The 16,830-nt window shown below is 70.6% G+C and carries 16 protein-coding genes; 12 read left to right on the forward strand and 4 right to left on the reverse strand.

The window, feature by feature from the left end:
• The first annotated feature begins 8 nt into the window (after positions 1–8).
• From Amac_RS20520 to Amac_RS20575, 12 genes are all read left to right on the forward strand, one after another.
• Positions 9–1,043, forward strand: a complete 1,035-nt coding sequence (locus Amac_RS20520; RefSeq protein WP_155355991.1) for an AAA family ATPase — start codon at positions 9–11, stop codon at positions 1,041–1,043.
• A complete protein-coding gene (locus Amac_RS20525) occupies positions 1,040–1,948 on the forward strand; it encodes a DUF58 domain-containing protein (RefSeq protein WP_246268516.1) in 909 nt (302 codons plus the stop codon). Before Amac_RS20520 ends, Amac_RS20525 begins: the two co-directional genes overlap by 4 nt.
• Entirely contained in the window at positions 1,945–2,892 is a 948-nt protein-coding gene (locus tag Amac_RS20530; RefSeq protein WP_155355993.1) for a VWA domain-containing protein, read from the forward strand. Before Amac_RS20525 ends, Amac_RS20530 begins: the two co-directional genes overlap by 4 nt.
• 49 nt (positions 2,893–2,941) lie before the next feature.
• Positions 2,942–3,547: a class I SAM-dependent methyltransferase gene (locus Amac_RS20535; protein ID WP_155355994.1), complete on the forward strand. Its 606-nt coding sequence runs from the start codon at positions 2,942–2,944 to the stop codon at positions 3,545–3,547.
• Entirely contained in the window at positions 3,544–4,086 is a 543-nt protein-coding gene (locus tag Amac_RS20540) for a TrmH family RNA methyltransferase (RefSeq protein ID WP_155355995.1), read from the forward strand. Before Amac_RS20535 ends, Amac_RS20540 begins: the two co-directional genes overlap by 4 nt.
• A gap of 53 nt (positions 4,087–4,139) precedes the next feature.
• Positions 4,140–5,636: an AAA family ATPase gene (locus Amac_RS20545; RefSeq protein WP_155355996.1), complete on the forward strand. Its 1,497-nt coding sequence runs from the start codon at positions 4,140–4,142 to the stop codon at positions 5,634–5,636.
• A gap of 102 nt (positions 5,637–5,738) precedes the next feature.
• On the forward strand, positions 5,739–7,148 hold the full coding sequence (locus Amac_RS20550) for a CBM96 family carbohydrate-binding protein (RefSeq protein WP_218041191.1): 1,410 nt from the start codon (positions 5,739–5,741) through the stop codon (positions 7,146–7,148).
• Positions 7,149–7,152: 4 nt separating this feature from the next.
• A complete protein-coding gene (locus Amac_RS20555; protein WP_155355997.1) occupies positions 7,153–8,361 on the forward strand; it encodes an MFS transporter in 1,209 nt (402 codons plus the stop codon).
• Complete coding sequence (locus Amac_RS20560) at positions 8,358–9,332, forward strand: TolB-like translocation protein (protein WP_155355998.1); 975 nt, start codon at positions 8,358–8,360, stop codon at positions 9,330–9,332. Before Amac_RS20555 ends, Amac_RS20560 begins: the two co-directional genes overlap by 4 nt.
• A gap of 82 nt (positions 9,333–9,414) precedes the next feature.
• A complete protein-coding gene (locus Amac_RS20565) occupies positions 9,415–10,203 on the forward strand; it encodes a glycerophosphodiester phosphodiesterase family protein (protein ID WP_155355999.1) in 789 nt (262 codons plus the stop codon).
• Positions 10,204–10,235: 32 nt separating this feature from the next.
• Positions 10,236–11,606: an MFS transporter gene (locus tag Amac_RS20570; protein ID WP_155356000.1), complete on the forward strand. Its 1,371-nt coding sequence runs from the start codon at positions 10,236–10,238 to the stop codon at positions 11,604–11,606.
• Between the two features lie 170 nt (positions 11,607–11,776).
• A complete protein-coding gene (locus Amac_RS20575; protein WP_155336694.1) occupies positions 11,777–12,121 on the forward strand; it encodes an RNA polymerase-binding protein RbpA in 345 nt (114 codons plus the stop codon).
• Between the two features lie 117 nt (positions 12,122–12,238).
• Here Amac_RS20575 and Amac_RS20580 read toward each other — a convergent pair whose 3' ends face one another.
• The 4 genes from Amac_RS20580 to Amac_RS20595 form a co-directional block, all read right to left on the reverse strand.
• Positions 12,239–14,119: a glycoside hydrolase family 15 protein gene (locus Amac_RS20580; protein WP_155356001.1), complete on the reverse strand. Its 1,881-nt coding sequence runs from the start codon at positions 14,117–14,119 to the stop codon at positions 12,239–12,241.
• A gap of 81 nt (positions 14,120–14,200) precedes the next feature.
• Positions 14,201–14,680, reverse strand: a complete 480-nt coding sequence (locus tag Amac_RS20585; protein ID WP_155356014.1) for an FxsA family protein — start codon at positions 14,678–14,680, stop codon at positions 14,201–14,203.
• 141 nt (positions 14,681–14,821) lie between these two features.
• A complete protein-coding gene (locus Amac_RS20590) occupies positions 14,822–15,694 on the reverse strand; it encodes a CU044_5270 family protein (protein WP_155356002.1) in 873 nt (290 codons plus the stop codon).
• A complete protein-coding gene (locus Amac_RS20595) occupies positions 15,687–16,259 on the reverse strand; it encodes an RNA polymerase sigma factor (RefSeq protein WP_155356003.1) in 573 nt (190 codons plus the stop codon). Before Amac_RS20595 ends, Amac_RS20590 begins: the two co-directional genes overlap by 8 nt.
• Between the last annotated feature and the right edge of the window lie 571 nt (positions 16,260–16,830).

Consider the following 16,830-nt stretch of genomic DNA (forward strand, 5'->3'; position numbering starts at 1 on the left):
TAACACCCATGACCGTTGCTGAAGGAGAGCCGGGCACCGAGGTGTCCCGGGCGCAAGACGGGGGCGAGGCCGGCCTCGGCGCGCTCCGGGACGCCCTGAACGAGGTCCGGCGGGTGATCGTCGGCCAGGACCACATGGTCGAGCGCCTGCTGGTGGCGCTGCTGGCCCGCGGGCACTGCCTGCTCGAAGGGGTGCCGGGCGTGGCCAAGACGCTGGCCGCCTCCACCCTGGCCACCGTGGTCGGCGGCACGTTCGCCCGGATCCAGTTCACCCCCGACCTGGTCCCCAGCGACATCGTCGGCACCCGCGTCTACCATCCGAGCACTGAACGTTTCGACATCGAGCTCGGCCCGGTGTTCGTCAACTTCCTGCTCGCCGACGAGATCAACCGGGCCCCGGCCAAGGTGCAGTCGGCGCTGCTGGAGGTCATGGCGGAACGCCAGGTCACCCTGGCCGGGGTCACCCACCAGCTGCCCCGGCCCTTCGTGGTGCTGGCCACCCAGAACCCGATCGAGTCCGAGGGCGTCTACCCGCTGCCGGAGGTGCAGCGCGACCGCTTCCTGTTCAAGGTGCGGGTCGACCACCCCAGCGCGCACGAGGAGCTGGAGATCCTGCACCGGATGAGCGTCACCCCGCCGGTGGCCGGCAAGGTGCTCGACCCGGAACAGCTGCTGGCCCTGCAGAAGGCCGCCGAGGAGGTGTCGGTGCACCAGCTGGTCGCCGACTACGTGGTCCGGCTGGTCATGTCCACCCGCAACCCGGGCGAATACGGGCTGCGCGAGCTGGAGGAGACCATCGAGATCGGCGTCAGCCCGCGCGCCACGCTCGGCCTGGTCGCGGCCGGGCGCGCGCTGGCGCTGCTGCGCGGCCGCGACTACCTGCTCCCCGACGACGTGCGCGACGTGGCGGTGGACGTGATGTCGCACCGGCTGATGCTCACCTTCGACGCGCTCGCCGACGGCATCGAACCCGAGGACGTGGTCCGCCAGATCCTGATGTCGGTGCCGCCGCCGCTGGTCGTCTGGAACCAGGGCCAGCGGTGACCAGCCGCGCCCCGCACGCCGCGCTCCGGCGGCTGGAGCTGACCGTGGTGCGCCGCCTGGACGGGCTGCTCCAGGGCGGCCACCAGGGCCTGCTGCCCGGCCCCGGCAGCGAGCTGGGTGACACCCGCGTCTACGTGCCCGGCGAGGACGACGTGCGGCGGATGGACTGGGCGGTCACCGCCCGCACCACGATCCCGCACGTCCGCGACCTGATCGCGGACCGGGAGCTGGAGACCTGGGCGCTGGCCGACCTGTCGGCCAGCATGGACTTCGGCACCGCCGACACCGACAAACGTTCCCTGGTCGTCTCCGCCATCGGCGCCGTCGGCTTCCTGGCCAGCCGCGTCGGCGACCGCTTCGGGGCATATGTGATCCACGGCGACCAGATCCACCGCTACCCGGCCAGACCCGGCAGGCCCGCCCTGTTCGGCCTGCTGAAATCGCTCGCCGAGGCCCCGCACGACCCCGGCTCCACCGACCTGGGCGGCGCCATCGAGCTGATGGCCGCCGCGCACCGCAGGCGCGGCATGCGGGTCATCGTGTCCGACTTCCTGGACGCCCCGGACAGCTGGGAACGGCCGATCCGCCGCCTGGCCGCCCGCCAGCAGGTGCTCGCCGTCGAGGTCATCGACCCGCGCGAGCTGGAGCTCCCCGACGTCGGCCAGGTCACCCTGGTCGACCCGGAGACCGGCCACTCCCGCGACATCCACCTGTCCCGCAAGCTGCGCGACCGCTACGCCGAGGCCGCCGCCGCCCAGCGGGAGGCCAACCGGGTGGCCCTGCGCCGCAGCGGCGTCGCCCACCTGGTGTTGCGCACCGACCGGGACTGGGTCTTCGACATCGCCCAGTTCGTCCTGCGGCAGCGGCGCACCGCCCATCTGATGGCCCGGAGAACACGCGCATGATCTTCCTGTCCCCCGCCTGGCTCTGGCTGTTCGCCGCGCTCGCCGCCCTGATCGCGCTGTATGTGGTGATCCAGCTCACCCGCCGGAAGTACGCGGTGCGCTTCACGAACCTGGCCCTGCTGGCGCTGGTCGCGCCGGAGAAGCCCGGCTGGCGGCGGCACGTGGCCGCCGCGCTCTTCCTGGTCATGATGAGCCTGCTCGTGCTCGGCGCGGCCCGGCCGGCCGACGCGGTCCGGGTGCCCAGGGACCGGGCCACCATCATGGTCGCGATCGACATCTCGCTGTCGATGGAGGCCGCCGACGTGCCGCCCACCCGGATGATCGCCGCCCGGCAGGCCGCCGAGGCGTTCGTCCAGGAGTTGCCCGAGCGTTTCAACGTCGGCGTGGTCTCCTTCGCCCGCTCGGCCGCCGTCGCCATCCCGCCCACCACCGACCACGCCGCCGTCGTCAACACGATCAGGAACCTGACCACCCGCCCCGGCACCGCCATCGGCGAGGCCGTCTTCAACTCCCTGGACGCGATCCGCTCCTTCGACCAGCAGGCGGTCACCGACCCGCCCCCGGCCGCGATCGTGCTCCTCTCCGACGGCGACAACACCTCCGGCCGCTCGGTCAACGAGGCCATCGAGGCCGCCCTCGGCGCGAAGGTGCCGGTCTCCACGATCGCGTACGGCACGCCCGAGGGAACCGTGGCCATCGACGGGCGCGACGTCCAGGTGCCGGTGAACAAGCAGACCCTGCAGTCCCTGGCGGACGGCACCAGCGGCCGCGCCTACAGCGCCGAGTCGGGCAGCGAACTCCGCGACGTGTACGAGCAGATCGGCACCTCACTCGGCTACAAGATCGTCCACGAGGAGATCACCCAGCGGTTCATCATCGGCGCCATCCTGGCCGGGCTCCTGGTCGCGGGCTCGGCGCTGATCCTGGGCACGCGCATCCCCTAGCCGGGCGCGTGGCCTGGGCAGGGGCAGGAGATTGGTAACGTTGCTGCGCGTGAGCAACACCGGCGCGCACTACTTCGACGAGCGTCCGCGGGCCGAATCCCGGCCGGGGACGGTCAGCCTGGTGTTGCCCGACCTGCACCTCCAGCTGGAAACCGATCGCGGCGTGTTCTCCCCCGACAAGGTGGACCTGGGCACCAGGATCCTGCTGGAGTCGGTCCCCGCCCCGCCCGCCGAGGGCGACCTGCTCGACCTCGGCTGCGGCTACGGCCCGATCGCGCTGACCATGGCCTCCCGCGCGCCCGCCGCGACCGTCTGGGCCGTCGACGTCAACCGCCGCTCGGTCGAGCTCACCGCCCGCAACGCCGCGCGCGCCGCCCTTGACAAAGTAAGGTCGGCGCACGTGGACGAGGTCCCCCCGGACATCCGGTTCCGCGCCATCTGGTCCAACCCCGCCATCCGCATCGGCAAGCCCGCCCTGCACGAGATGCTGACCCGCTGGCTCGACCGCCTCACCCCCGACGGCGTCGCCTACCTGGTCGTCCAGAAGCACCTCGGCTCCGACTCCCTGCAACGCTGGCTGACCGACCAGGGCTGGCCCACCACCCGCCATACATCCCGCGCCGCCTACCGAATCCTGAAGGTGACTCCCCGATGAGCACGCCGAACCCGCGCCGCCAGCTCCGGCCGACCGACGTGAAGCGGCTCAACCGCACCTGGCGCCGCACCACCGAGGCCCGCCTCGCCCTCATCCTGGAATCGGTCACCGGCCCCTTCAACATCGGCTCCATCTTCCGCACCGCCGCCGCCTTCGGCGTCGACACCGTCTGGCTGGCCGGCAACGCCACCCCGCCCACCAACCCCAAGGCCCAGAAGACCGCCCTCGGCACCGACCGCCTCGTCTCCTGGCACGACCCCGTCCCCGCCCCCGAAGCCGTCAAGGCCGCCAAAGCCGACGGCTACCGCGTCATCGCCATCGAACTCACCGGCGACGCCACCCCCCTCCACGAAACCCCCCTCACCGGCGACGTCTGCCTCGTCGTCGGCAGCGAGGACCACGGCTGCTCCCCCGCCCTCCTCGAATCCTGCGACGCCGTCGCCTACATCCCCCAGGTCGGCCGCGTCGGCTCCTTCAACGTCTCCATCGCCGCCGCCATCGCCATCGCCGAATCCCGCCGCCAGGAGTGGACCCGTTAAGCCCAACGTTAACGAAATCTGTTATGGTCCACCTCAACGGCTATGATGGCGGCATGGAGCTGGCTAAACCTGACACGGTCCTCGACCGGGAGCGCCCCTGGGAGCTCCTGCGCGACTTCGTCAGCGACCCTGCCCCCCAGCTCCGCCTGGCGATCGTCTCGGGGCGGCGACGCCACGGGAAATCGTTCCTGCTCCAAGCGCTGACCGGGGCCTGCGGGGGGCTCTATCTGACCGCCGTACAGGAAGAGGGCCGGGTTCCGGCGCTGCGGCGCTTCACGGAAGCGATCGCCGCGCACGCGGGCCTGCCCGGCGGCGCGCTGCGGCTGACGGACTGGCGCGAGGTGCTGACCACCGCGCTTGAGGTGGCAGGCCGGGCCGAAGGGGCTCCCCTGGTCGTCATCGACGAGCTGCCCTACCTGATGCAGCACTCTCCGGAGGTCCCCGGCTTTCTGCAGTTGCTCTACGACCAGTCGCAGGCGGGGCAGGGCCCAGGTGGCCGGATCATTCTGTGCGGCTCGGCGATGAGCGTCATGAGCGAACTTCTCACCGGGACCAAGCCCCTGCGCGGGCGGGCGGTGATCGACCTGCGGCTGGGCGCTTTCGACTACCGGACGTCGCGGCGGCACTGGGGGATCGAGGACCCGGCGACGGCCCTGCGCGTGGACGCGGTGCTGGGCGGAGCACCGGGTTACCGGCCCCTCGCTCCGGTGCCCGCTCCCCAGGACGCGCGCCAGTTCGGCCCCTGGGTGTGCCGGACGGTCCTGGACCCCGGGCTAGCCCTGTACTCGCGCGTGGAGGCCGAGTTCCTGCTCCGCGAGGATCCCAGGATCACCCACCGGACGCTCTACTACGACCTCCTGAGCGCGGTCAGCCAGGGTGCGAGCACCCCGTCGAAGATCGGCGCGATCCTGGAGCGTCCACGGGCATCGGTGGTCCCGCCGCTGGACGTCCTGGAGTCCACGGGTTACCTCAGGAAATCGCAGGACCTCCTCAAGGCCCGCAATCCCGTCATCACCGTCGTGGATCCCATCATCAGGTTCAATCAGCTCATCACGCTGCCGTTCGCCGACGAGATCGAGCGCGGCCGCGCCACCCAGGTCTGGGCGGACTCCATGCCCACCTTCAACTCCAAAATCCTCGGCCCGCACTTCGAGGACCTGGCCCGAGAGTGGACGAGATCCTTCGCGGCCGCCGAGTCCTCCCTGCGGCCGGGCACGGTCGGCATCGCCGATGTGAGCGACCCCGCGGCCCGCACCAAACACGAGGTCGACGTCCTCGCCCTCGCTCCCGGGCAACGGCCCCAGGCTCCGCGCGTCGCGGTCGCCCTGATCGGAGAGGCGAAGGCGACCGTGCAACCACGCGGCCCGCGCGACCTGGAACGCCTGGAGCACATCCGCGGCCTCCTCACCGAGCAGGGACACGACGCCCGCAAGGCCACGCTCGCGCTCTACTCGCTGCACGGATTCCAGCCGGATCTCCTCCGCGCCGCGAGCGCCCGCGAGGACGTCCTGCTGGTCGGGATCGGCACGCTGTACGGCGAAGGCAGCTGAAGCCGCCTGGGCTTCACCGGATGGACGTGTGGCGATCACCTGGAAGCGCGTTCGGCGATCTAACGTCCGGGGGGTCCTAAGCCAGGAGCACGAGGAGCGCGCGTGTTACGACGTACGAGCTTCATGACGGTCGCCGTTGGTGTGACGGCCCTATTTGTCACGATGAGCCTTCCGGGTGGGGTGGCCAGTGCGGCCACCGCCACGTTCGCGCCGGTCGCGGACACCTATGTGGACAACAGCACGACGGGCACCAACTTCGGGACGTCCGGACAGCTTGGTGTGGACAATTCACCGGTGAAACGGATGTTCCTGCGGTTCACGGTGTCGGGGGTGAGCGGCGCGATCAGTTCGGTCAAGCTGCGGGTGCACACCGACGACGTGAGCGGGTCCGAGAGCGGCAGCGGTGGCGTCTTCCGGGGGATGAGCAGCACCACCTGGTCGGAGACGGCGACCACGTGGAACAACCAGCCGTCCATCGACGGGGCCACGCTCGGCACGCTCGGGTCGGTCGCCAGGAACCAGTGGTACGAGGTCGACGTGACCTCGTACGTCACCGGGAACGGCGCCTACAGCTTCGGCGTGACCTCCACCAGCACCAACGGCGCGGACTACGACTCGCGGGAGAGCGGATCGGGGACGGCGCCGCAACTGGTGGTCACCACCGGGACCGGCCCGTCACCGAGCCCCAGCCCGAGCCCGAGCCCGCCGCCGGGCGGCGACCCGGTGCTGGTGGGCGCGGGCGACATCGCCACCTCGGGCTCCGGCGACACCGCGACCGCGGCGCTGCTGGACTCGATCCCCGGCACCGTGTTCACCCTCGGCGACAACGTGTACGACAACGGCACAGCCTCGGAGTTCAACACCTACTACAACCCGACATGGGGGCGGCACAAGGCGCGCACCCGGCCGGTCCCGGGCAACCACGACTACAACACCTCCGGCGCGACCGGATATTACGGATATTTCGGGGCGTCGGCCGGTGATCCCACCAAGGGGTACTACTCCTACGACCTCGGCGCGAACTGGCACGTCATCGTGCTCAACTCCAACTGCTCGGCGGTCCCCTGCGGCACGACCTCCGCGCAGACGACGTGGCTGCGCGCCGACCTGGCCGCCAGCACCCGCCCGTGCACGGTCGCGATGTGGCACCACCCGCGCTACACCTCGGGCGCCAACCACGCGCCCAACAGCTCGGTCGCGCCGTTCGTCCAGGCCCTGTACGACGCCAACGCCGACCTCATCCTGACCGGCCACAACCACCAGTACGAGCGGTTCGCCCCCATCAACCCCGCCAACCAGCTCGACAACACGCGCGGCATCCGCCACTTCGTGGTCGGCTCGGGCGGCGCCAGCCACTACGGCTTCGGCACCATCCTGGCCAACAGCGAGGCCCGCAACAGCGACACCTACGGCGTGCTCAAGCTGACCCTGCACGCCAACGCGTACACCTGGCAGTTCGTCCCGGAATCGGGGCGCACGTACAGCGACAGCGGCACCACGAACTGCCACTGACGACGTGTACCTGTCCACCCTCGACCGAAGCGGGGCCGCGGGCGGCTCTCCCCGAGCCGTCGGCGGCACCGTCTTCGCCCTCGGCGCCGTCAGCCTGGTCACCGACATATCGTCGGAGATGGTGACGGCCGTCCTGCCGCTGTACCTGGTGATCGGCCTCCAGTTCAGCCCCGCCGCGTACGGCCTGATCGACGGCCTCTACACCGGCGCGACCGTGCTGCTGCGCCTGGCGGGCGGCCATGTCGCCGACCGCGTCAACCGCCACAAGGCGGTCGCGGGCGCCGGATACGGCCTGTCGGCGCTGGCCAAACTGGGCCTGCTCGCCGCCGGAGCCTCGGGCCCGCTGATCGGCCTGGCGATCACCGTGGACCGCGCCGGGAAGGGCCTGCGCACCGCCCCCAGGGACGCGCTGATCACCCTCACCACGCCGCCGGAACGCCTGGGCCTGGCCTTCGGCGTGCACCGGACCATGGACGCGACCGGAGCGTTCCTCGGCCCGCTGGCGGCCCTCGGCGTGCTGACCCTGGCGGGCGGCGTGTTCGGGCCGGTCTTCCTGGCGAGCTTCTGCGTGGCCCTGCTCGGCGTCCTCATCCTGGCCCTGTTCGTCCAGGACGTCCCCAGCCCGGCGGTGACCGCCAAGAAGATGCCGTGGCGTGCCGCTTTCGGCCCCGCCCGGCGCCGGCTGCTGCCCGCCGCCTGCCTGCTGGGCCTGGTCACCGTCGGGGACGGCTTCGTCTTCCTGCTGCTGCAGCGCCGCACCGAGCTGGCCCTCGGCTGGTTCCCGCTGCTGGCGGTCGCCACCAGCCTGGCCTACCTGCTGCTGGCCGTCCCGCTCGGCCGCCTGGCCGACCGCTTCGGCCGCCTCCGCGTGATGATCGGCGGCCACGCCGCCCTCATCGCCGTCTACCTGCTCCTGTACGGCCCGCTGACCGGCCTCCCCCTGCTGATCGTGATCCCCCTGCTGTACGGGACGTTCTACGCGGCCACCGACGGGATCCTGATGGCCATGGCCGGCCCGGTCTTCCCGCCGGAACTGCGCGCCACCGGCCTGGCCCTGATCCAGAGCGGCCAGGCCCTGTCCTACCTGCTGTCCTCGGTCCTGTTCGGGCTCGCCTGGCAGGCCTGGGGCCCCGGCCCGGCCTGCCTGGCCGCCGCCGGGATCGCCGCCGCCGTGCTCCCCCTGGCCGTGCTCCTGCTCACGAGGAAACCATGACCTCCCTCCGGGCCCGTCTGGTCGTCATCAGCCTGGCGACCGTCCTCCTCGCCGGAATCGCCCTCACCTACGCCGTGCTCGCCCCCGCCGCCGACGCCCCCGCCTCGACCGCCCTGGCGGGTGCGGGCCCCCGCGTCCAGGTCCTGACCAACGGGCTGCTCTCCACGGTCTCCCGCGCCGACCCTGGGGGCCCGCGCGAGGTCACCGCCGTCCGCTGCGACCGCGCCCACACCGGCGCGGCCACCGTCGCCTGCCTCACCCCGGTCGGCGCGCTCACGGCAACCAGCCTGGTGGTCATGGACGCCGCCCTGCGCCCGCTCAAGGAGATCCCGCTCACCGGTTTCCCCAACCGGCTGCGCGTCTCCGCCAGCGGCCGCATGATCGCCTGGACGCTCTTCATCGACGGCCACTCCTACGCCACCAACGGCTTCTCCACCCAGACCGGCATCCTGGACACCAGGACCGGCCGGATCGTGCGATCCCTGGAGGATTTCACGATCACGCGGGACGGCAGGCCGTACCGGAATGCGGACGTCAACTTCTGGGGGGTCACCTTCGCCGGGGACGACAACCGGTTCTACGCGACGCTGTCCACCGGCGGCCGCCGCTCCCTGGTCGAGGGCGACATGGCGGCGGGAACCGTGCGGACGCTGCGCGACAACGTGGAATGCCCGTCGCTGTCCCCGGACGGCACCAGGATCGCCTACAAGTCCGCGATCGGCGCCGACCCGGCCAAGGGCTGGCGGCTGACCGTGCTGCACCTGGGCAGCGGCAGGACGGTCCCGCTCGCCGAGACCCGCAGCGTCGACGACCAGCCCGCCTGGCTCGACGACCAGACCATCGCCTACGGCCTGCAGACCGGCGACGGCACCAACAACACCTGGACCGTCCCGGCCGACGGCGGCGGCGCGCCCACGCTGCTGATCCCCGGCGCGAACTCGCCCGCCGTCATCGGCCGCGACGGAGCGTGAAGCCGGTCATTGGTCCAGACGTGACCCAAACGTTCATCTTCGCGCGCTGACGGCGGGCCCTGACAAACGGCATACTCCACTCGTGCGGCGGCGTTTCGCGTTTCTCGAGCACCCCGGGCCACTGGCGTTCGCCCATCGGGGTGGGGCGGCGGAGGGCCGGGAGAACACCATGGCCGCGTTCGAGCACGCCGTCGAGCTGGGCTACTCCTACCTGGAGACCGACGCGCACGCGACCGCCGACGGCGTCCTGGTGGCCTTCCACGACCACACGCTGGACCGGGTCACCGACCGGACCGGGCGGGTGTCGGAGCTGCCCTACCGGGAGGTGGCCAAGGCCAGGATCGGCGGCACGCACGAGATCCCGCTGCTGGCCGACGTGCTGGGCGCCTGGCCGGATGTGCGGGTCAACATCGACGTGAAGGAGGCCTCGGCCATCGAGCCGCTGGCCGAGCTGATCAAGCGGACCGGCGCGTACGACCGGGTCTGCCTGACCTCCTTCTCCGACCAGCGGCTGGCGCGGGCCCGGCGGGCGGCCGGCGGGCGGGTCTGCTCCGCGCTCGGGCCGCGCGGCGTGGCCGCGCTGCGCACCGCCGCCATCGGCTCCGGGTACGGGCGGCTGCTGGCCGGCCTGGCCCGGGCGGGCGTGCCGTGCGCGCAGGTGCCCATCGGGGTGCGCGGGCTGCGCATCGTGACCCCCGCGTTCGTCAGGACCGCGCACGCGATCGGCATGCAGGTCCACGTGTGGACCATCGACGCCCCCCAGATCATGGAACGCCTGCTCGACCTCGGCGTCGACGGGATCATGACCGACAACATCTCCGGCCTGCGCGGCGTGCTGGACGCGCGCGGGCAGTGGTATCCGAGGCATTGAAGTAGTCCGAAGTAATCTCGAAGTAGGAGAACATGACTGCCCCCCAGGCCCCCCAGGTCATCGACGAGAGCCCGGACGCCCGCCGGCGCGAGCAGCGCGGCTGGTACTGGTACGACTGGGCGAACTCCGCCTTCCCGACGACGGTGCTGACCGTCTTCCTGGGGCCGTACCTGACCGACATCGCGGAGCGGGCCGCCGAGGTCCGCGGGAGCGACTTCGTCGACGTGCTCGGCTTCGACGTGCGCCCCGCCGCCTATTACGGCTTCGTGGTGGGCGCGGCGGCCATCTGCCAGATCGTCTTCATGCCCATGGCCGGCGCGATCGCCGACCACACCGGGCGGAAGAGGGGCATGCTCGGCCTGTTCGCCTACCTGGGCGCGGCGGCGACGCTGGCCATGTGGTTCCTCTCCGACACGCGCTACCTGCTGGGTGGAGCGCTGTTCATCGTGGCGAACATAGGGTTCGCGTGCGCCATGGTGATCTACAACAGCTTCCTCCCGCAGATCGCCACCGCGGACGAGCGCGACCGGGTCTCCTCCATGGGCTGGGGGTTCGGCTACCTCGGCGGCGGCCTGCTGCTGCTCATCAACCTCGCCCTGTACCTGCAGCGGGAGCAGCTCGGCATCGAGACCAGCGTCGCCGTCCGGATCAGCCTGGTCTCGGCGGGCCTCTGGTGGGGCGGCTTCACGATCATCCCGCTGCTGCGGCTGCGGAACCGGCCGGTCACGACGCATGACGCCACGCTGGGCCAGGCGGTCGGCGGCAGCTTCCGCCAGCTCGGCCGCACCCTGCGCGATCTGCGCCGATACCCCCTCACGCTGCTCTTCCTCGGGGCCTACCTGCTCTACAACGACGGCGTGCAGTCGGTCATCGCGTTCTCCGGGCAGTTCGCCTCCGAGGCGCTCAAGCTCGACGAGGAGGTCCGGATCGCGGCCATCCTCATCGTCCAGTTCGTCGCGTTCGGCGGCGCCCTGCTGCTGGGCCGCCTCGCCATCCGGTACGGCACGAAGCGGGTCGTGCTCTACAGCCTCATCGGCTGGGTGGGCGTGCTGGGTCTGGCCTACATCGTCCAGGAGGGGTCGGCGCTGCAGTTCCTCGGCCTCGGCGTGCTCATCGCCATCGTGCTCGGCGGCACGCAGGCGCTGTCGCGCTCGCTGTTCTCCCACGTGATCCCGAAGGGCAAGGAAGCCGAGTACTACAGCCTGTACGAGATCAGCGACAAGGGCTCCACGTTCCTCGGCGCCTGGACCTTCGGCCTGGTGCTCCAGCTGACCGACAGCGACTACCGGGTCGCGATCATCTCCCTGCTGATCTTCTTCGCGCTCGGCTTCGGCCTGCTGCTGGCCGTCGACCTGCCCCGGGCCATCCGCGAAGCGGGCAACGAGGTCCCCGACAAGATCTAGGAATCCGCGGCGCTGGAGCCAGCTCAAGTGATTCCTGAGGAGCCCGCGCCAAAAAGCGCGATTGGATCACCTCTTGGGTGGGAATCCACACACGGTATCAAGCGTTGTACGCGGTGGAGACCAACCCCTCTAAGGCAGTATCGCTAGGGGGACCTCAGGAGGCTTAGAACATGGGCGAGCGTGCACTTCGCGGTACCCGGCTCGGGGCGACCAGCTACGAGAACGACCGCAACACCGACCTGGCTCCGCGCCAGGAGGTGTCCTACACCTGCCCGAAGGGCCATCACACCACCGTGCCGCTTGCCGCCGAAGCCGAGATTCCGGCGAGCTGGGAGTGCCGCAGCTGCGGCTCCCCCGCCCTCCGGGTGGACGCGGAGCAGCCCCAGCAGAAGAAGGCCAAGCCGCCGAGGACGCACTGGGACATGCTGCTGGAGCGGCGCTCGATCGAGGACCTCGAAGAGGTGCTGAACGAGCGGCTGGCGATTCTCCGGGCGCAGCGGCGCAAGAGCGCGTAGGACAGGCCGAAACCCCGACGGACACCCCAACCTCAACGAACCCTCCAGAGCAGAGGGAGCCGGAAGCCCCCGGGAGATCTTCCCGGGGGCTTCCGTGTGGTTTCAGGACGTGTGGTTTCAGGACGTGTGGTGCGGGACCGGCATGATCGTCTCCGCCCGGATGATGTGGATCACCGCGTTGATCAGGGCCAGGTGGGTGAACGCCTGCGGGAAGTTGCCCAGCTGGCGGCCGCTCACCGGGTCGATCTCCTCGGCGTACAGACCGAGCGCGCTGGCGAACGACAGCAGCTTCTCACACAGCCGCCGGGCCCGGCCCAGCTCGCCGATCTCGGCCAGCGCGGACACCAGCCAGAACGAGCAGATCGTGAACGTGCCCTCCTCGCCGGACAGCCCGTCGTCGGTCTCCTTGGTGCGGTAGCGCAGCACCAGGTCCTCGACGGTCAGGTCGTCGGCGATGGCGATCACGGTGGCCCGCACCCGCGGGTCGTCCGGCGGCAGGAACCGGACCAGCGGGATGAGCAGCAGCGAGGCGTCCAGCGCGGTGGTCGAGTAGTGCTGGGTGAAGACGCCGTTCTCGCCGACGCCGTTCTCGCACACGTCGGCGTGGATCTCGTCCGCGATCTCCTGCCAGCGTTCGGCCACCTCCGGCTCCTGCCGCAGCCGGGCCAGCCTGGCGCCCCGGTCCAGGGCGACCCAGCACATGACCTTGGAGGAGGTGAAGTGCCGGGGTTCGCCGCGCACCTCCCAGATGCCGCGGTCCGGCTCCCGCCAGTGCGCGATGGCCATCTCGACCTGGCGTTTCAGGATCGGCCAGACGCGCTCGTCCAGGCGGTCCCTGGACTTGATGTGGATGTAGAACGAGTCCAGGACCGCGCCCCACACGTCGTTCTGCCGGTGGTTGAAGGCGCCGTTGCCGACCCGGACTGGTTGGGCGCCCTCGTAGCCGTGCAGGTGGTCCAGGGTGTACTCGGAGAGGTCGCGCTCGCCGTCCACGCCGTACATGATCTGGAGTTCTTCGTCGCGTTCGGCCATGTCGGCGATGAACCAGAAGAAGTCATCGGCTTCCCAGTCGAAGCCGAGGGTGTAGAGGCCCCACAGCGCGAACGTGGAATCCCGTATCCAGGTGTAGCGGTAGTCCCAGTTGCGTTCGCCGCCCGGGGTCTCCGGCAGCGAGGTGGTGGCGGCCGCGACCAGCGCGCCCGTCGGGGCGAAGGTGAGGCCCTTGAGGGTGAGGGCGCTGCGCTCCAGGTAGCCCCGCCACGGGTGGTCGGGGATGTCGCCCCTGGCCAGCCAGTGCTGCCAGTGGTGCGCGGTCCACACCAGCCGCTGGTAGGCCTCCGCGAAGGTGTAGGGCGGCTCGTGCTCGGTCCAGGTGAGCGCGCAGAACCGCGTGTCGCCCTCCTTGAGCAGGGTCCTGGCCATCGCCCGGCCGCCCTCGAAGCCGAGCCGCATGTCCGTGGTGAGCCGCAGCTGCAGGTCGACCCCGTCGGCGGTGGCCAGGCCCTGGTGGTAGCCGCGGTCGGTGTGCTCCCAGCGGACCGGGTTGCGGCCGTAGTCCAGCACGGGCTCGCAGTCCAGCGTCACCTGGACCTCGCCGCTCACGCAGCGGACCGTGCGCAGCAGCACGTGGTCGGCGTCGTAGTCGGTGGGCGCCCGCCGGTGGGTGTGTGACATCTCACCCTCGTGATGCCACGGGCCGATCAGGAGGAGGTCCCTGACGATGATCCAGCCGGTGGCCGTGCCCCAGCTGGTCTCCAGCACCATGGTGCCGGGCAGATATCGCCGCGCGGCCGGCACCATGGTGTCGGCCGGGCCGATCCGGAAGCGTCCGGCGCTGCGGTCCAGGATGGCGCCGAACACGCTCGGCGAGTCCAGCCGGGGCAGGCACAGCCACTCGATGTTCCCGCTGCTCGCGACCAGCGCGGTGACCTCGCAGTCGGACAGGAAACCGTAGTCGGCGATCGGCGGAAAGGGCGAAGATCCGTGAAGCGTGTCCATCTACCGTCCTATCCCCTTGTACATCCCCCAAACGATACGCTCGCGGGGTTGCCGGGACGGTCCTTCAGGTTTTCGCGTAGATCACCTTTCGGCAAAGTCGTCGTCGTCCAGCACCTGTCCGGGGACGACGTTCCCCGGGCGCCCCGGCCCCGGCTGGTTCAGGAGCGGCCCGTACGGCGAGCGCGCGGCCATCACCCGGACACGGCGGCCCAGGAACCAGGTCAGGCCGCGCCGGGCCAGCGGCCGGGTGAACGGCAGGATCAGGAAGAACCCGAAGATGTCGGTGATGAATCCCGGGGTCAGCAGCAGCGCGCCACCGGCGACGATCATGCCGCCGTCGGCCAGTTCCCGGTCCGGCATGCGCCCCGACTGGAGCGCGTTCTGCAGCGCCGCCCAGGCCCGCCTGCCCTCCCTGCGGACCAGCCAGGCCCCCAGCAGGCTGTCGGCGATCAGCAGCCCTACCGTCTGCCAGCCGCCGATCACCGACCCGATCTGGATCAGTAACCAGATCTCCAGCACGGGCACGACGAGAAACCCCAGGAAAAGTCCGATTCGCAGCATCACACGACCTCACTCATACCTAAGCAACGTCGCTTGAACCCTACGCGTTCCAGCCGATCAGCGCTTTCTACCGAATGGATCTCCCACCCACCCTCCGGTTTCTTCCCAGCTCCGCCCGCACCGATCTGCGGAAGGCGGGGGCTAGCTCTTCTTTACCGAAGGAAGCTGGTCCGTCCACTCGGTGGTCACGGAGATGAACTTCTCGCTCCACGCCATGCCGCCGTCGCCGGCGAGGACGAGGTTGGCGCGGGTCACCTGGGCCTTCTCGGGATCGACGACCAACTCGATGCTCTTCTTACCGCCATGAGGATCAGGGAAGCGCAGTTGCTGGCCGCCTTCGACCGCGCCCGCGTTCTCGACTCCCGGCGTCGCGGCGAGCGCCCGGAACGCCGCGGAGCGGACCTCCGCGGGCGCCGGCAGCTCCATGATCAGCGCGAGCAGGGTGAAGGTGGGGTCGCCTCCGATTTCGGATGCGGACATATTGTTCTCGTTACCCTTGCGCTCGACGATCCACGCCTTCAGCGCCTCCGGGTCCGTCGGCAGCCTTTCGAGGTCCTCGAAGCTCACCTTGGCGCCCTTGAGGCTGAGCGTTTTCCAGGTCGGCACCGGTACGACGGCGTCGGGGGGATCCCCCGGCTCGCCCTTGGTCCAGCGCTTGCCGTCGCGCCTGGTCCAGCTCTCCATCGGCGGAATCTCCGACCTGGACCACTGACGCGTGACGTGCCAGTACGTCCCGGAGCCTTGGGGTGCACGTTCCGCGCTGACGGCGGCCATGAGCAGGACCTCCTTGCCCGTGACCGGTGCGCCGTCGTTCGTGGGCGCCCCCGTGGCGAACACGACCGCCGCGGCGGCCCCGGCGGCGACCAGGGCGACTCCCGGTACGAACCAGCGGACGCGCCTGCGCGCCCGGCCCGCCCGTGTCCTGTGCTGAAGGCGGTCCCTGCTGCGCGCGACGGCCCCAGCGGACGGCTCCGGCTTGGCCAGCAGAGTGGCGACCTCTTCCAGGTCATTCATGGATCGTCTCCTTGTCGATGAGGGCTTGGATCTTGGCGCGGGCCCGGCTGAGCCGCGAGCCCACTGTGCCGATGGAAATGCCGAGCGCCTGGGCGATCTCGTCGTAGCTGAGCTGACCCAGCGCCAGGAGCAGCAGCACGTCACGCTCGCCGCCGTTCAGCGAGGCGAGCGCTATGGCCAGGTGCGGCTGCATGCGCTGGGCGGTCACGGAGGTGACGACCCGGTTCTCGTGTCCTTCCACGACCGGCGCGGGGTCCAGCCGGGCCAACGCCTTGTAGTGGCGGGCCTCCTTGCGGCGGTGCCTGGCCACCAGGTTCGTGGCGAAGCCGAACAGCCAGGGCCGCAATCCCCCTTTTCCCGGGTCGAACCGGTCACGCCGGTCGAACGCCAGCAGGAACGTCTCCGCCGCGATGTCCTCGGCCACCTGGATGTCCAGGCGGCCCGCCACGTACAGGTAGATGTCGCGGAAATACCGGTCATGCACGGCGGTGAACAGCTCGGGGTTCCGCCGGTAGCCGGCGACGAGGTCGGCGTCGGTCACCAGCTCGCCCACGTCGGCGGTCACGTGCCCGTCTCCGTCATGAGTGTGCCTTCCGGATGGTGATCATTGCTTTCATCCATCCTTCGCCGCACGCCCGCATCTTCTTCCCGTTCCCCGAAGGGCGGCCGTTCAGCGGCCGAGCGCGTCTTTCCACGCGTGCCGCCTCGTCTCCACCACCAGGATGATCGCCGCCTTGATTCTCCGGCCTTCTCCCAGAAGGACCCAGCCGAAAGTGCGGTGGGAAGTGGAGAAGCGTGGGGAGCGGTAGTGACGTGCGGAAATACGGGTCTAGCCGCGCTCGTGGGATGAGGTTGTCCGGTGGTGTCTGCCTACAGCGTGTGTCGTCCTCCAAGCGGGGGGTGAGTTCGGGGTACACGGCCGGAGCCGGGTGTGACACCCCGGTCTATGCCGCGGTCGGGTGCGATACCGCGGGCGATGCCGGGGTTGGGTGCGGCGGTGGCGGCCATGCCGGGGTTGGGTGCGATGCCCGGGGCGGGGCGGGGGTTGGGTGCGATACCCCAGGCAGGGCCGGGGTCGGGTGCGATATCCCGGGCTATGCCGCGGTTGGGTGCGGTACCCCGGGCGGGGCCGGGGT

Source organism: Acrocarpospora macrocephala, assembly GCF_009687865.1.
In the GTDB taxonomy this organism is placed as follows: Bacteria; Actinomycetota; Actinomycetes; order Streptosporangiales; family Streptosporangiaceae; genus Acrocarpospora; species Acrocarpospora macrocephala.

What these genes read in the sequence shown, in the direction of transcription:
- Amac_RS20560 (WP_155355998.1), top strand. Translation starts at nt 8,358, where the DNA reads ATGACCTCCCTCCGGGCCCGTCTGGTCGTCATCAGCCTGGCGACCGTC.
- Amac_RS20530 (WP_155355993.1), top strand. Translation starts at nt 1,945, where the DNA reads ATGATCTTCCTGTCCCCCGCCTGGCTCTGGCTGTTCGCCGCGCTCGCC.
- Amac_RS20575 (WP_155336694.1), top strand. Translation starts at nt 11,777, where the DNA reads ATGGGCGAGCGTGCACTTCGCGGTACCCGGCTCGGGGCGACCAGCTAC.
- Amac_RS20590 (WP_155356002.1), bottom strand. Translation starts at nt 15,694, where the DNA reads ATGAATGACCTGGAAGAGGTCGCCACTCTGCTGGCCAAGCCGGAGCCG.
- Amac_RS20585 (WP_155356014.1), bottom strand. Translation starts at nt 14,680, where the DNA reads ATGCTGCGAATCGGACTTTTCCTGGGGTTTCTCGTCGTGCCCGTGCTG.
- Amac_RS20570 (WP_155356000.1), top strand. Translation starts at nt 10,236, where the DNA reads ATGACTGCCCCCCAGGCCCCCCAGGTCATCGACGAGAGCCCGGACGCC.
- Amac_RS20540 (WP_155355995.1), top strand. Translation starts at nt 3,544, where the DNA reads ATGAGCACGCCGAACCCGCGCCGCCAGCTCCGGCCGACCGACGTGAAG.
- Amac_RS20545 (WP_155355996.1), top strand. Translation starts at nt 4,140, where the DNA reads ATGGAGCTGGCTAAACCTGACACGGTCCTCGACCGGGAGCGCCCCTGG.
- Amac_RS20580 (WP_155356001.1), bottom strand. Translation starts at nt 14,119, where the DNA reads ATGGACACGCTTCACGGATCTTCGCCCTTTCCGCCGATCGCCGACTAC.
- Amac_RS20520 (WP_155355991.1), top strand. Translation starts at nt 9, where the DNA reads ATGACCGTTGCTGAAGGAGAGCCGGGCACCGAGGTGTCCCGGGCGCAA.